We start from the raw sequence: 16669 nt of genomic DNA, 5'->3' as shown, positions 1-16669 counted from the left end.
TAACAGGTAGTTATAATAGCAGCCGTTCATCCAACGCTTATTCTTCACATTAATGTATCGAAACACACTATGTAGCATGCCTCATGCGACAAATGTTTCATATTTCGCCGAATTTGTAACAGATTTTATTTTTTAAATCATGTAGTTTAGTTCTTATTCAGAGCTTAACTATTTATGACGATTAAATTTAAAAAAGGTATAGTTTTAATATTTCTGTTTTTCTGTGTTAATATCTTGTCTGCTCAAATTTTCGAGCGTTTCGAGCATATTTCTGGCTTAGGGATTATGGAAGAAAATAGCGGTGTTGCTGTTGCAGATTACGATGGCGATTTAGACCTAGATATTTTTATAGTTGCCAAAGCTAAAGACGTAGACAATATCGAAATTACACATAGCAGATTGTTTCGAAATAATAGCAATAATACATTCACCGATGTTACAGAAATAGCAGGGCTTTCAAATTTATTTCCAAAAACTGGAGTCGATTCCCCAAACCCTGCCTTACAAGGTTATAAATATGGCGCATCTTGGGGCGATTATGATAATGATGGGTTTCCCGATTTGTTTTTAACAAATCAGTATAAACTACAACTTTTCAGGAATCAGGGCAATGGTACATTTGTAGATGTTACAAAGAACTCAGGAATTACACCACAAAATACATGTTGGTATACAGGAGCTACTTGGTTCGATTTTAATAACGATGGTTACTTAGATTTGTATATCTCAGAGTGGGAAAATTGCAGTTTCAATACTTTCTATTTAAACAATGGCGATGGTACTTTTACAAACCAATCGGCACTTTTTGCCCAAACAACACCTAACAACAGATCGTATGCAAGCGTTCCTTTCGATTTTAATTCCGATGGCTGGTTCGATTTGTATCTGTCTAACGATAATAGTTTAAAAAACGACTTGTATATCAATCAAAATGGAATTTCTGTATCAGAAGAAGCAATTAATTATGGCGTAGATCATACAGGTCATGATATGGGCATCGCTTTTCATGATTATAATAACGATGGCTTTTTCGATATTTTTATTACTGATATTAATGATAATACCTTCTATAAAAATAATGGCGATAATACTTTTATAGATATTGCTTCCAACTTAGGTGTTAAAGATACCGGTTGGGCATGGGATGTTGTTTTTGCTGATTTTGATTTAGACGGCGATGAAGATTTGTTTGTTGTAAATGGTTTTAATATTCCTAAAGCCCAATACAATTTTTATTTTGAAAACACGCTTAGTGAAGGCCAATTAGGGTTTATTAATAAAACCGATGAAGCAAATTTAAAAGCCTTAAACTATGGTGTTGGAGCTACACCTTTCGATTTTGATAACGACGGCGATTTAGATTTGTACACAACCAATAGCGACAGCCCGTCTTTCTTTTATAAAAACACTAGTATTTCAAACCGTAATCAAGATGTTTTAAAATGGTTTAAAGTATCTCTAGAAGGTGTGCAGTCTAATAAAAATGCTGTTGGTACCGTGGTTTCGGTAGTTACCGATGTTGGGACGTTTCATAGGTATTATACAGGCATTGGATTTTTGTCTCAAAGTATTCTGCCAGTTCATTTCGGATTAAAAAATGCAACACTTATAAGCGAATTAAAAATTAAATGGCCTTCTGGTTTAGAGGAAACCCATAAAAATCTTCAACCCAATACTTATATCAAAGCGAAAGAGGGGCAGGGTTTCGAGATTTTAAACATACCGTTTAATGATGTGGTTTTTGGATGCACCAATCCAAATTCTTGTACTTATAATCCAGATGCTACCGAAGATGATGGTTCTTGTGTGTATTTTGATTTAGGAAATATATCTGGATCCAAGCAGTCTGCTTTTAATACTATTGAAACTTATTCGGTGAATCTAAATGCAAATTCAGAAGTTATATGGACGGTTGAAGGTGGCGAAATAATTGAAGGTCAAGGCACTTCAACCATCAAAGTAAAATGGGGATTTCATGCCGCTGGGAAACTCAGTGTTTATCAAAAAAACAATACTTGTGTAAGTAACACCAATACTTTAAATGTGCAACTACACTTAAGTCGCTTGTCAAAAGATATTTCGGTAGCTAGAATCTGGAACGAAGCCCTTTTAGAAGCTATTAGGAAGGATTTTGCGCGACCTAATGTACATGCTCGAAATTTATTTCATATGGCCATCGCTTTATTCGATGCGTGGGCAATATATAATCAAGGAGGCAAGCCTTATTTAATGGGCAATTCCGTAAATAATTTTGAGAGTAAATTAGAGCCATTTACGCCCAATGAAAGCGCTATAATTTCTTCTGAAAAAGCCATGAGTTTTGCAGCCTATCGTTTGCTAATGCATCGTTTTAAAAATTCTCCAGGTTGGGAGGAAAGTAGCAATAGATTTAATCTTATTATGAGTCAGTTGGGATATGTTGTTAGTAACACATCCATCGATTATCAATCGGGAGATGCAGCTGCTTTGGGTAATTTTATTGGGCAAACTATTATTAATTATGGTTTGAATGATGGTTCGCGAGAATCTTTTAATTATGAATATGTCTATTACCAACCAGTTAATGAGCCCCTAGATTTGGCAGTTTCAGGAATTGGTAGCGGACTCGTTAATTGCAACCGTTGGCAACCCCTAACGTTTAATACTTTTATAGATCAAAGTGGGAATTTAATTAATGGCTCAACGCCTAAATTTCTAGGCCCAGAATGGGGGCAAGTAAAACCTTTTGCACTAACCGAAAATGAAAAATCGGTACACCGTAGAGATGGGCAGAGTTTCAACGTTTTTCATGATCCCGGACGCCCACCACAACTAGATATTAACGCTAAAACCCAATCGGGAGCAGATTACCAATGGAATTTCGCTTTAGTATCGCTTTGGAGCTCACATCTCGATCCAAGCGATGGCGTGCTCTGGGATATTTCACCACGTTCTATTGGTAATATTGATATTAATCTATTTACAACCAATTTTTCAGATTTACCCAATTATTATAATGCTATCGAAGGCGGCGATATCAGTAAAGGGCATGACTTAAATCCTGTTACAGGACAAGCTTATCAACCTCAAATGGTGCCAAGAGCAGATTATGCAAGGGTTTTAGCCGAATTTTGGGCAGACGGCCCCGACTCTGAAACGCCTCCAGGACATTGGTTTACAATTTTAAATTACGTAAGTGATCATCCTTTATTGGTTAAAAAAATGAATGGCGAAGGCGATGAGTTGAGTCCGTTAGAGTGGGACGTGAAATCGTATTTTACACTAGCAGGCGCCATGCACGATGCTGCAATAGCGGCTTGGGGAATTAAGGGGTGGTATGATTATATTCGACCTATTTCTGCAATACGGTATATGAGTGAGTTAGGACAAAGTACCGATGAAAATTTACCAAATTATCACGTGGGAGGCATGCCTTTAAAAGCGGGGTTTATAGAACTTGTTGAAGCTGGCGATGTTTTAAGCGGCGAAAACAATGAACATTTGGGCAAAATAAAAGTTTTATCATGGAAAGGGCATGAGCATATTAAAAACGCACAAACCGATGTGGCTGGTGTAGATTGGATTTTGGCAGAAGATTGGTGGCCTTACCAACGGCCGTCGTTTGTAACACCACCGTTTGCAGGTTATATTTCTGGGCATTCTACTTTTTCTCGCGCTGCTGCTGAAGTATTAACGTTATTTACAGGCGATGCGTTTTTTCCGGGTGGCATGGGCGAATTTGTAGCAAAAAAAGATGCTTTTTTAGTTTTTGAAAAAGGCCCTTCTGTCGATGTAAAGTTACAATGGGCAACCTATAGAGATGCTTCCGATCAAACCAGTTTATCTAGAATTTGGGGTGGTATTCATCCGCCAGCCGACGATATTCCGGGACGACTTATCGGGGCACGTATTGGTAAATCGGCTTATCACTATGCTTCTGCATATTTTAAAGACTCTCAAACAAATGCTCCTGAAGCCGAGTCTGTGGTTTATCCGAATCCTGTGCACGGTAGAGAAATTCATATAACACACACGACATTAACCGATCAATTTATGCTTTTTGATGTTTTAGGCCATGCGATTAGCATTTCAAATATAAATTACAACGGTTCCAACGGAACAACAACCTTAGTAATTCCTAATTCATTGGAGTCGGGGATCTATGTGTTGAGAAAAAACGAGCACTCTAATATTTTAATTATTGATTAGTCTTCTTTTATAAAAGTCAAAATTTAAAAGGCTTGTTTTTTTGATGAATCGTCTTATTCTTAGCGGTAACAAGGGGTTTCAAGCTTAATTGCAACAAATGTTTCAGTCTTCGCTGAATTCGTTTTACTGTTTTTTCGTGGTATCAACTAGTTTTATCATCCGGAATATAACCGTTGTTTTTAAGGTTTTATGTTTCAATCAAATCAAAAAACACATCACAATTAAATTTAGATTTATGAAGATTTTTTTTAACCAGGTTCAGTTAACAGGCATCTTTTTTTTATGCTTCTTAACCTTTCAAATAGGGTTTTCTCAAGAGGCAAAACCCGCAAACCATGAAAGCGATATTGAAAGTATTTTAAAGCAGTTAACTTTAGAAGAAAAAGTAGCTTTATGTCATGCTCAATCTAAGTTTAGTACAAAAGGCGTCGCGAGATTGGGAATTCCAGAAATATGGATGTCTGATGGCCCTCATGGTGTGCGTGCAGAAATAAGTTGGGACGATTGGGCTTATGCTGGTTGGACCAACGATTCCATAACAGCCTTTCCTGCCCTTACTTGTTTGGCTGCAACGTTTAATCCAGATTTGTCTAGTCAATTTGGATTCAGTCTTGGTGAGGAAGCCAGATACCGTAAAAAAGATGTGCTTTTAGGACCAGGGGTAAATATTTACAGAACACCGCTAAATGGTAGAAATTTTGAATATATGGGTGAAGATCCCTTCTTAGCATCAACCATGGTGGTGCCTTATATAAAAGGTGTTCAAAAAAATGGTGTAGCTGCCTGTGTGAAACATTTTGCCTTAAATAACCAAGAGCATTGGCGTGATGTAATTAATGTTGAGGTGAGCGATCGGGCCTTACATGAAATTTATTTACCAGCTTTTAAAGCAGCCGTTCAAGAGGCTGGTGTTTGGGCTATAATGGGGGCTTACAATCAATTTCGCGGACAATATACAACCCATCATGAGCTTCTTACCAAGAAAATATTAAAACAAGATTGGAAGTTTGATGGTGTAGTGATTAGCGATTGGAGTTCGGCGCATAATACCGATGAAGCTGCTATAAATGGTTTAGATCTGGAAATGGGTACTGGCACCGACGGATTGGGATACACCACAGAAAACCACTACGATCATTACTATTTGGCCTCGCCTTTTCTTAAAAAACTGAAGAGTGGAGAAATTCCTGAAGCTGTTGTAGATGATAAAGTACGTAGAATTTTGCGTCTCATGTATAGAACCAATCTAAATCCGAATAAACCTTTAGGGCGCATGAATAACAAAGAACACCATGATGTGGCTAGAAAAGTGGCTACGGAAGGCATGGTGCTGTTAAAAAATGAAGATAATTTCTTTCCTATTCGCGATGATAAAAATCTAAGTATTGCTGTAATTGGTGAAAATGCCACCCGATCAATGACTGCCGGCGGTGGTTCATCAGAGTTAAAACCTAAATTTGAAATATCGCCTTTAGAAGGCTTAAAAGCTCGTTATAAAAATGCAAGCATTTTACATACGATGGGATACCATTCTGGGCCTTCGGAATACAATCGCGTGCATCCTTCAAATTTAGATGCCGATTCATTAAAACATGCCGCTATACAATTAGCTAAAAAAGCAGATATCGTTTTGTTTGTGGGCGGTCTTAATAAAAGTCATTTGCAAGATTGTGAAGGTGATGATAGGCAACAATACGGATTGCCTTTTGGGCAGGAGGCACTTATTAATGACATTTCTAAGGTTAATAAAAATGTTGGTTTTATTTTGGTTTCTGGAAATGCTATTGATATGCCTTGGTTAAATGAGGTTAAAGCCATTTTACAAACTTGGTACTTAGGGAGTATGGCAGGGCAGGCCATTGCCGATGTTGTAAGTGGCGATGTAAATCCGTCTGGGAAATTACCTTTTTCGTTCCCTGTAAAGCTTAATGATAATGGCGCTCATGCTTTTGGTGAACGCTCTTATCCTGGCGATGGCGTTAATCAATATTATAAAGAAGATATTTTGGTGGGCTACCGTTGGCATGACACTAAAAAGATAAAGCCTTTATACGCCTTTGGTTATGGCATGTCGTACACCAATTTTGAACTTTCTAATATATCAACAGATAAAAAATCTTATGCTAAAAACGATACCATTACCATTAGTTGCGATGTGAAAAATGTTGGTGATTTTGAAGGAGCAGAAGTGGTTCAGGTTTATGTTGGGAAACCAAAATCGAAAATTGATAGACCTTTAAAAGAATTAAAAGGGTTTTCTAAAGTAAAACTAGATAAGGGATCTGCTAAAACTGTTTTGGTTGAAGTGCCTATCGATAAATTAAAATATTACGACCCGTCTATTTCAGATTGGAATTTTGAAAGTGGTAGCTATGAAATTTATGTTGGTAATGCTTCAAACGCTATTTTTAAGAAAATTAAAGTGACTATCGATTAATAGTTGATGATTTAGATTGATTAGAAATAGTGTTTGAACTTTTCAATTTAAATGATTGTTTGCGGAGTCGAGAAGTATACAATAACTCACAATTCTAAGTTCATGAGTTACCTATAATATCTTTTTATTGAATACTTTAATAAGGTTTATGTGTTTTGTGCTGTATTAAAATTACAGGTATTGTAGAACACCTCCCTTAATCCCTCCTTATTAGGAGGGAAACTGTTGCGTTAGAGTTTCCCCTCTAGGGGATATTTCTAACCAAGAATCTGAAGAACTAATACAGTATTTAAACTACTAGTATACTTTTTTTATGAACTTGAATTAACGATTAATAATTCTCCTTAGAGGACCATCAAAAAGGAAGTATATTTTTATTGAATATACCTTGTTTATCGTAATATGGTATTCGTATACATTTCTCGAAAATAGAAAGTCCACTCACAAAAATCTTGATAAATTTTTATGAGTGGACTCAAATCAACACTAATTCTATAAGTTATGTTAGTTGCTTGAAAGTGAAAAATCTGCTTCTAAAACGGTGTTTGAACTTCCGCCAATAAAGACTTTAAAATCTCCAGGTTCTGCTTCCCATTTGTTATTTGCTGAATAAAATTCAAGGGTTTTGGAGTCTATAGTAAACGACACTGTTTTTGAAGCTCCAGGTTTTAAGTTTACCAATTCGAAGCCTTTTAATTCCTTTACAGGGCGGGTTGAACTTGCAAATAAATCGCGAATATACATTTGAACAACTTCTTTACCTTCATAGTTTCCTGTATTGGTTAAGGTGAAGGATACTTCCAAAGTACCATCTGGCTTAAAAGCATTTGAACTCAATTTCATATTTTCATACTTAAAAGTTGTATAACTTAATCCGTATCCAAATTCATATAAAGGTTCGTTGCCTACATCGCCATAATGCGACCAAAAAACAGTGTTCGCATCATGATCGGATGGCGAGGGTCTTCCTGTGTTTTTATAATTATAATAAATAGGAATTTGTCCGATGTTTTTTGGAAATGTCATTGGTAATTTTCCAGAAGGATTATAGTCGCCATATAAAACTTGAGCAATGGCATGGCCACTTTGTGTGCCCAATTGCCAAGCTTCAACTATAGAAGGAATATTTTGGTCTGCCCAATTAATTGCTAAGGGGCGACCGTTCATCAGGACTAAAACTACATTTTTATTTACTTTATAAACGGCCTCCAATAATTCTTGTTGAAAACCAGGTAATTCTAAGTTTGTTCTGCTACGCCCTTCGCCCGACTGAAAGCCGTGTTCGCCTAAAACCATAAGCACCACATCTTTGTTTTTGGCGGCATTCACAGCTTCGTTAAATCCAGATTTGTCGGTGGTATTGATATCAACTTCTGTAGTAAAATCGGGAATCCCTTTATATAATTTAGGGCCAGAAGCATAAGTGATATTATTGTTAGGATAGTTTCCAAGACCTTCAAGTACGGATATGGCTGTACCGTCTTCAGCAGCAATTCGCCAACTTCCTAAGGGACTGGTTTTGTCGTTTGCTAAATCCCCTATAACGGCAATGTTAAGTCCTTGTTTTTTAAGCGGCAGGAGTTGATTTTCGTTTTTTAATAATACGATGGATTTTTTAGCCATATCTAGGGCGCCATCATGCAAATCTTTGTTGCCTACAATGTCTTTTTCTCTGTCTAAATCGCAATATTTATAAGGATCATCAAACAGGCCTAATTCATATTTCACGCGTAAAATGCGACCAGCGGCGTCGTTAATTAATGCTTCATCAATCTTGCCGTCTTTTACAAGTTTTACTAAATGCCTGATATAGGCATAAGATTCCATGTCCATATCCGAACCGGCTTTTAGGGAGAGTTCCGCGGCATGTTCATTATCTACGGCATGACCATGGGCAATCATTTCTCTCATGGAACCCCAATCAGACACAATAAAACCATTAAAACCCCAATCTTTTTTTAAGATTTCGCGTTGTAAAAAAGTGTTTCCTGTTGCTGGAATACCATTCAATTCGTTGAATGAATTCATAAATGTTCGAACGCCTGCATCGGTGGCAGCTTTAAACGGTGGAAAAATAATATTGTGTAGGGTTGAGGTGCCTACATCTACGGTATTATAATCTCGACCGGCTTCTGAAAATCCGTAACCCGCAAAGTGTTTGGCACAGGCTGCAATGGTGTTGTATTGAGATAAATCATCACCCTGAAAACCTTTCACACGCGCTTCTGCAATACGGCTTCCTAAAAACGGATCCTCGCCAGCCCCTTCCATAACACGCCCCCAGCGGGCATCTCTTGAAATATCTACCATCGGTGCGAAGGTCCAGTTAATACCTTCTGCCGAGGCTTCAATGGCGGCATTTTTTGCTGATGTTTTAATAGCTTCTAAATCCCAACTAGCCGATTCGGCAAGTGGAATAGGGGTTAGGGTTTTGTAACCGTGTATCACATCAAAACCAATAATTAAAGGGATGCCTAATCGTGTTTTTTCAACAGCAATTTCCTGAACAGCTCTTACTTCTGCTGCGCCTCTTACATTAAGCATCGAACCAACTAAGCCAGCTTCTAAATGTTTGTATTTTAATGCGGCATCGCCACCTTCGGGGCTTGGGCCGGTTACATTCCAAAACCCATTGTATTGGTTCATTTGTCCAATCTTTTCTTCAAGCGTCATAATGCGTAACAAAGAATCTACTTTTTGTCCAATATGATCTGTTTGTGTATTCATTTTATGTTTTTGCTTTGTATTGCAACCCATAAAAAGTAGCATTACTAGAGCACAATACGTTGTTAGGATGTTAATCTTCATCTTATATTATTTTTAATTTAATAGGCTTTTCTATTATTGATAAACTCTTACATAATCGACTTCCATGGTTGCTGTTGTGAAATTAGGGCCGATAGTAAACCAATCGCCTCCCATGGCTACATTTAGTATTATAAATTGATTTGCTGTATAGGGCCAATTTTCATTGGTTTTGGTTGAAGGTTTGTATCTGTATTTAAATTCACCGTCAATTAAAAACCGTAGTTCTTCTGAAGTCCAAACCACAGAGTAGACATGAAATTCTGATGAAAAATCGGTTAATAAGGTTTCGCCAACGGTCACATTTTTGCAGCCTCCAGAACAGGCTGTTGTATGTGTGGCGCTAGAAACAATGCCAGGATTATAGCCCCAATGTTCCATAATATCAATTTCTCCACAAGCTGGCCAGCCTACGGTGTTCATGTTTGCGCCTAAAGTCCAAATAGCAGGCCAGGTACCATCACCTTGTGGTAATTTTGCTCTTACATCAATTCGGCCATAGGTAAATTCTTGTTTGCCTTGGGTAATTAATCGCGCTGAGGTATAGGCTTTGGTGCTTGTTCTTCCGCTTCCAGGTTCTGTATAGGTGAAAGATTCTTTTTTAGCAATAATTTTTAAAGTACCATTAGATACATAAGCATTATCCAATCGGTCTGTGTAATGTTGTTTTTCGCCATTAAACCAACTTAGGTTGGCGTTATTGGCAGGAGTGGTTTCTGCAGTCCAGTTTGTCGCCAGTACTGCGCCGTCTATATCAAATTCATCAGACCAAACTAAAGTGAGTTCTGGCTCTTTTACAAAAATGGTAACGCTTTTAAAGGCTGAAATGGAATTGTTTGTTGCTGAATAAGCAAATACCGAAACAGTATAGGTGTGGGTTCCTATTTCAGTATATGTAAATTCGGTATTTCCACTTGTGTTTTCAATGTGGTTACCAGCTCCAAATGTGAATTTATATTTTGTAGCGTTAGTTGCCGATGCTGTTATGGTTATTTTTCCGTTGCCATCTCCATTAGGATTATTTGTATCGGCATTAACTATAGTGACTTTAAAATCAAGGTTTGTTGGAATGATTTCCATATCTTCTTTAGGTGTATCAGCTTCAATAGGATCTGGATGGCTTCCGCAGCAAAATAATAGCATCAGATAGATACAAAGTGAACATGTCATTTTGAAATGTGTGAAGGATTTAATTGAAGGTTTTTCTATGCTTGGCATATTCAGTTGACTAAAAAGGTTATATTTCAAATGTGAAAAAAAGAGGGTTTTTATTACCACATAAAAACCCTCTAAACAAACAAATTGAAACAAACTAAACTAATTTATATCATTGGGCTATAAATTTCCAAACCCAAGCAGAATCGCCTGCAGGAGTTAATGGTAAATACAGAATTAATTCTGTTTCTGTTAACCGGATAATTTCATAAACACCAGCAGGATTAGATCTAGACGGATCGTCACCAAGAATATTTAATTCACCTGTAAAAGCTAATTTTTGATTAGGCACATCTAGTGCAAAACTCGCCGTTTGTGGTGCCGCACCAGTTGTTGCCACTCGAATGTAGTTAGCGGCGCCATCTAGGTTAAATGTCATGCTTCCATCGCCGTTTCCATCATTAATACAACATGGACCAGCATCCCACCATACGCCTTCCCACGCATTAATATCGTTTGGAGCGCACATATACCAATAGGGGCCAGATTTATCAAATACCCAGGTTTTTCCAGCAGAAGTATCATCACTTACAAGATCATACCAATCTTGGTCTAAAGGTTGGTCCAATTGATCGACTTGTACTTCGATAGTTTTAGTAAAAAACTCTGCGCCCAAGGTTCCTATAAATGTGAACGTGTTGTTACCAGGAATTGGATAAGTAAACGCTGCTTTATCGCTATAAGCTCTTCCTATATTATAGTCCCAGTAACCCGTTACTCCTGGGGTTACCATCTCTAGAGTAATGCCGTTGCCTCCAGGAGTACTTTGCGTAGCAACCAGTTCAACACCATCTACATCGGTCGTGTTTTTCAATGATTCTTCATCTACAATAGGTTCGCATGCAGCAAAAATCAACACTATAAAAACCATTAATAGATTTAATATTTTTTGAATTTTCATATTTTTCAAGTTTAAGTTTTATATAATATTACCAGCCTGGGTTTTGCTCATATACCCCATTTGACAAGCGGATTTCCGTTTCTGGAATAGGAACTAATCCTTTGGTTTCTGACCTGTAGTTTACACTGTAAGTGGCATCGATTCCTGAGTTTCTTACCGGTATAGTTCCACTAAAAGCACTGTCTACATCGCCCCAGCGCACTAAGTCGAACCAACGTAAGCCTTCAAAAGCAAACTCATGCATGCGTTCTTCTTTTAAAGCTTCTAAGGTATATCCTACTGGAGGTAAATTTCCTGCTCTTGCTCTTACAGCATTCATACCGTCTGCAGTTTGAGTTATTTCAGAATGCATTAGTAAGATGTCAGCAAAACGCATAAATATAAAATCTTGGGCATGCATTAATTGCATATCGGTATTGCTCCAATCGTATAATTGAACAAACATACCTACATTAGATCCTGAGCCATCATCATGTTGAATGGCGATGTATTTTTTGTTGAAAAATCCAGTTTCATGATCACCTTTATCGGCTTGGTAGCTTCCTGTGCCTTGTTCGCTATCGCCCATAGGAAGAATAGAACCTGCTTTTCTTGGGTCTACATCATCCCAAGAGTTCCACAGATTAGGGTTAATGGTACACCATCCCCAGCCTTGACCAAAAGGCACCATGGAGTTATCGCGTATTCCTGCAAATAAGCAAAATCTATTGGTGTAAATGTTTCCATTAGTCCATTCCCAGTCACCAAAAGAAAAACGTTGAACAAACATGGTTTCATTGTTTCCTGTACCAAAAGTTGGCGTTTTCCCGTCTTGACCTACCCATGACAAACCTTCGGCATCTGCCCATGGTAATACCACAGCGTTTGCACTTTGGTTAACATAAGAGTACGGCCATAAGTTTCTAAAATCGGAAACAAGTGCATAGCCACTATTAGCAATACAATCATTTAAATATCCAGCAACATCTGTAGCACTTAAAGTGTTTCCATCAGCTAAAGGTAAATCGCTTGTAGCTTGGCCTTCAATATTCGTCATATACCCTGTGTAATGTAAAAACACACGTGCTAAATACCCTTGAGCTACCCATTTATTAGCATGTCCGTATCTGTTTGTAGGAATGCTTGTAAATGGCGTATTAGGCATCATTTCAATAGCTAATTTTAAATCGGATGCTATTTGTGCAAAGGTTTCGGTGTAGGTATTTCTTGGACCGTCTTTTGGTTGATCCACAGAAATAATTACTGGTACACCTCCAAAAAACTTAGCTAATCTGAAATAATAAAAGGCTCTCATGAACAAGGCTTCACCAATGGTTTGGTCTTTAAACTCTAAACCTTGTTGCGCATTATCAAAGAATTTCGAAAAATCTGCTTCAGCGGTTTTCTCAATAATGGCATTACATCTAGCAATACCGTTATAGGATTGAATCCATAAATCGCGATAGGTATCTTCATTAGGGTCTTCAAAACCATCAACCCATTTTGCAGTTACATCATCTGGGCCTCCGCCACCTAACATCATATCTGATAATAGGTTTGCGGCTACAGTTTCGTTACTGTGAACATTAGTTGTGTAAATCGCATTGTATACACCGGCCATGGCCTCTTCGATATCTGTTGGTGTTTTATAGTAGGTTTCTAAACTTTTACCATAAAGGTTGTCTTGATCTAAAAAATCTTGACTGCACCCCCATACTGTAACTAGTGCTGAAAAGGCAATTATATATTTTATTTTTTTCATTTGTCTCATTTTTTTAATTAAAAGTCTACACTTAATCCAAACATTACGGTTCTAGGTTGCGGGTATAAACCAAGATCTACACCAGAAGCCCAAGAGGTTCCTCCGTTTTCATTACCATTTTGACTATCGTCATTACCCGAAAATCTAACATCGGGATCCATCCCATCATATTTTGTAAATGTGTAAAGATTTGTTACCGAGGCATACACTTTAAGGTTGTTTATCGCATTGATGTTTTGAAGCGCTCTTCCAAAATTGTATCCAATAGTTAAGTTGTTTATTCTTAAATAATCGGCATCATGCATAAAGATGTCTGAAATAAAGTTTGTATTTCTGTTTGATCCAGATGTTAAACGCGGATATCTATTCGATGTCCCTTCACCATGCCAGCGTTGAAAGATTTGAGAAGTATAGTTTTGGTCAAATCTATCTGCAAAAGAACGGTAAGATTGCATGACTTGCATACCGTATTTTCCTGTAAGAGTTGTGTTTGCGTAGAAGCCTTTGTATTCAAAATTTAATTGAATTCCCAATTCAAAATCAGGATTCGGGTTTCCTAACATTACTTTGTCGGATTCGTCGATAACACCATCTTGATTTTGATCTACAAAACGAACATCTCCAGGGCGTTGATCGGCAAAATATGGTGTGCCATCGGTAGGTTTTACGTAGGCATCAACCTCATCTTGATTTTGTAAAATCCCATCGGTTTGAAAACCGTAAAAGAAGCCTATAGGTTTGCCTACCTCAACTCTTGATATAGATGTAGTTCCTTGAGAAAGGACGTGGCTAGCACCTTGAATAATGCCATCTGCATTATCAATTTTGGTAACTTCATTTTTGTTATGGGCGCCGCTTAGTGTGATGCCGTATTTAAAATCACCAATATCATCATTCCAGCTTAACACTAATTCGACTCCTGTATTTTCTATATCACCACCATTAATATATGGAGGTGCTGCACCTGCTGTACCACCAATTCCAGCTAATACTAACCAGTCTTTTGTTGTTTTTTTATACCAATCGAAAGTGGCTGCAAATTTGGAGTTAAATAGTCTTAAATCGAAACCAAGATCGAGTTGTTCTGAGGTTTCCCATTGCACCTCAGGGTTAGTAACTCGTTCTGGGTACGAGGTTACCCCAGAGATTGGTTTTGTATCTCCAAAGAAGTACCCAGGAAATACGTATGCAATTTGAGCGGAATAAATAAATGGTGGAATGGATTGGTTACCGTTTTGTCCCCAGCTACCTCTAAGTTTTGCGAAATTTACTACGCCAGTATCCCCCATGAACTCTTCTTTGGATAGCACCCAACCTGCTGAAAATGAAGGAAAGTAACCCCATCTATAATCTTTTGCAAAGTTTGAAGAGGCATCGGCTCTCATGATCGCTGAAAACAGATACTTTTCTTTATAATTATATTGTAATCTAGAAAAGTAAGATAGTAAACCACCGCCGCCAGCGGCATAATCGGCACCCCAAGTATTAACATCGTTAACGCTTTCAGGGCTTTCGGTGTTTTGAAGGTATGCATAGCGTGGGTCGTCTGGGAATAATAAGTTATTTCTAGAACCACCTACATTTGTGTTTATTTGATTTTTAATAGTTTCGGTACCAATTAAAGCTTCAATTTCGTGTTCTCCAAATAGGTGTTCATAAGACGCTGTTGCAGAAAATGTTTGGTTGCTTCCAAAGTACTGTTCTTGTGTAGCACCGTCTATATTATCCACATATAATAAGCCTAAACTATAGGTCGGGTTCATAGATCTGCTATGTCCAAACCAAGAATCTATACCATAATACGCTCTAAATTTTAAATCTTGTATGGGTTGAAGTTCAGCAAATACATTACCTACAATTTTATTTCCTTTACCATAACTATAATTACTACGGTAATTCATAACAGCCAAAGGATTGGTTTGATCGTTGGCTAACCCATCAAGAGACGGAGTAAACCCAAAAGGGTCTATGTTATTATCAATTGCTGGTTGCCAATATGCAGGTTGCAAAGGATTTTGAACAAGAGCGTTATGTAAATCATTATAATAAATGTTGCCAGTGGCTACGCTTCTATTTTCGGTGTTTGTATAGGTGAAGTTTTCTCCAATGGTAAGAATATCATGCGTACTATTTTTTTTCAATACCATGGTGGTGTTTAATCTAGCTGTTAATCTTTTGTATCCAGCATCAATTAAATTGCCTCCTATAATACCTTCTTGTTCAAAATAAGAAACACCTCCAGAATACGTAATGTCTTCGCTACCTCCAGAAATATTTAAGGCGTGATTTTGAATGGTTGCATTGTTTGTGGTCATCTCATCAATCCAATTGGTGCCTTCCCAACCATTTTGAAGCCTTGCCCAAATGTCTTCTCCTAATTGAGTGCCTAAACCAGGATAGTTCGTTTCTAGCCAGTTATTGTTTTTAAGTATGGCTTCCCAGTTATTTGGTGCTAAACCATCATTAACTCGACCTTCATCCATAATATACATGTACTCTTGCGCATTTAAAGGATCCAGGTTTTTGTAGATGTTTTGAAAACCATAATAAGTATCGTAGCTAATTCTAGCTGCCGAGTTTTTATGCCCTTGGATGGTGGTAACTAAAACCACCCCGTTTGCAGCTCTAGAACCATAAATGGCTGAAGAAGCAGCATCTTTTAAAACATCGATACTTTCAATGTCTGAAGCATTCAAATAATCAATATCTCCAACAGGAACGCCGTCTACAATATACAGCGGGTTTGAATTACCTATGGTACCTAGTCCACGAATGGTTACTTTAGTACCAGCACCTGGTTGTCCGGTGTTTCTGGTAACATTTACACCAGCAGCAATACCTTGTAGTGCTTCCATAGCTGTTCCCGTATTTAGGGCAGCAATATCTTCACCTTTAACATTAACACTAGCGCCTGTTACTAAGGCCTTTTTTTGTGTGCCGTATCCAACAACCACAATTTCATCTAAAGCCTCTACAGATTCGTTTAGCGTTACGTTAATTCTAGTTTGGTTTGCTACTAATACGGTTTGAGATTCCATTCCTATATAGGAGAATATCAGTTCGTTGTTAGGACTTACGTTTGAAATCGTGTAAATCCCGTCAAAATCGGTGCTTGCTCCATTGCTGGTGCCTTTTACAATTACGGCAACGCCAGGGATGGGTAATCCGGAAGTATCGGTTACAAGCCCAGTAATTGACTTTTCTTGCGAAAAGGCATTTTGCATGCATAACATTAGGCATGCAATAATCGCGAGTTTAAACTTTATCATCATACTTATTTGAATTAGTTAAAAATTTAGTTATTTAGTTTACGTGTTCATTTTAATAATTGAATTACATGTTATAAAAAAGCATGGTAAGCGTTAGGAGTATTAAAAGGATT

General features: G+C 37.6%; 7 protein-coding genes. 2 read left to right on the top strand and 5 right to left on the bottom strand.

The annotated features are described in order from the left end of the window. Positions 1-174: 174 nt before the first annotated feature. Positions 175-4188, top strand: coding sequence for an FG-GAP-like repeat-containing protein (locus tag H6X70_RS12850; RefSeq protein WP_194768102.1), 4014 nt, complete (start codon positions 175-177; stop codon positions 4186-4188). 235 nt (positions 4189-4423) lie between these two features. Beyond that, entirely contained in the window at positions 4424-6625 is a 2202-nt protein-coding gene (locus tag H6X70_RS12845; RefSeq protein WP_194768101.1) for a beta-glucosidase family protein, read from the top strand. A 504-nt stretch (positions 6626-7129) separates the two neighbouring features. On the opposite strand, the gene bglX is transcribed toward H6X70_RS12845, so the two are convergent. From bglX to H6X70_RS12820, 5 genes are all read right to left on the bottom strand, one after another. Next, entirely contained in the window at positions 7130-9433 is a 2304-nt protein-coding gene (gene bglX / locus H6X70_RS12840; RefSeq protein WP_194768100.1) for a beta-glucosidase BglX, read from the bottom strand. 33 nt (positions 9434-9466) lie between these two features. Next, on the bottom strand, positions 9467-10600 hold the full coding sequence (locus tag H6X70_RS12835) for a family 16 glycosylhydrolase (protein ID WP_228530364.1): 1134 nt from the start codon (positions 10598-10600) through the stop codon (positions 9467-9469). 157 nt (positions 10601-10757) lie between these two features. Then, entirely contained in the window at positions 10758-11546 is a 789-nt protein-coding gene (locus tag H6X70_RS12830; RefSeq protein WP_194768098.1) for a hypothetical protein, read from the bottom strand. Positions 11547-11574: 28 nt separating this feature from the next. Further along, a complete protein-coding gene (locus H6X70_RS12825) occupies positions 11575-13287 on the bottom strand; it encodes a RagB/SusD family nutrient uptake outer membrane protein (protein WP_194768097.1) in 1713 nt (570 codons plus the stop codon). 17 nt (positions 13288-13304) lie between these two features. Then, positions 13305-16559: a SusC/RagA family TonB-linked outer membrane protein gene (locus H6X70_RS12820; RefSeq protein ID WP_194768096.1), complete on the bottom strand. Its 3255-nt coding sequence runs from the start codon at positions 16557-16559 to the stop codon at positions 13305-13307. Between the last annotated feature and the right edge of the window lie 110 nt (positions 16560-16669).

Source organism: Tamlana sp. I1 (assembly GCF_015355625.1).
Taxonomy (GTDB): domain Bacteria; phylum Bacteroidota; class Bacteroidia; order Flavobacteriales; family Flavobacteriaceae; genus Pseudotamlana.
Note: the sequence above shows the minus strand (reverse complement) of the source record. Positions and strands in the feature narration are given on the sequence as shown.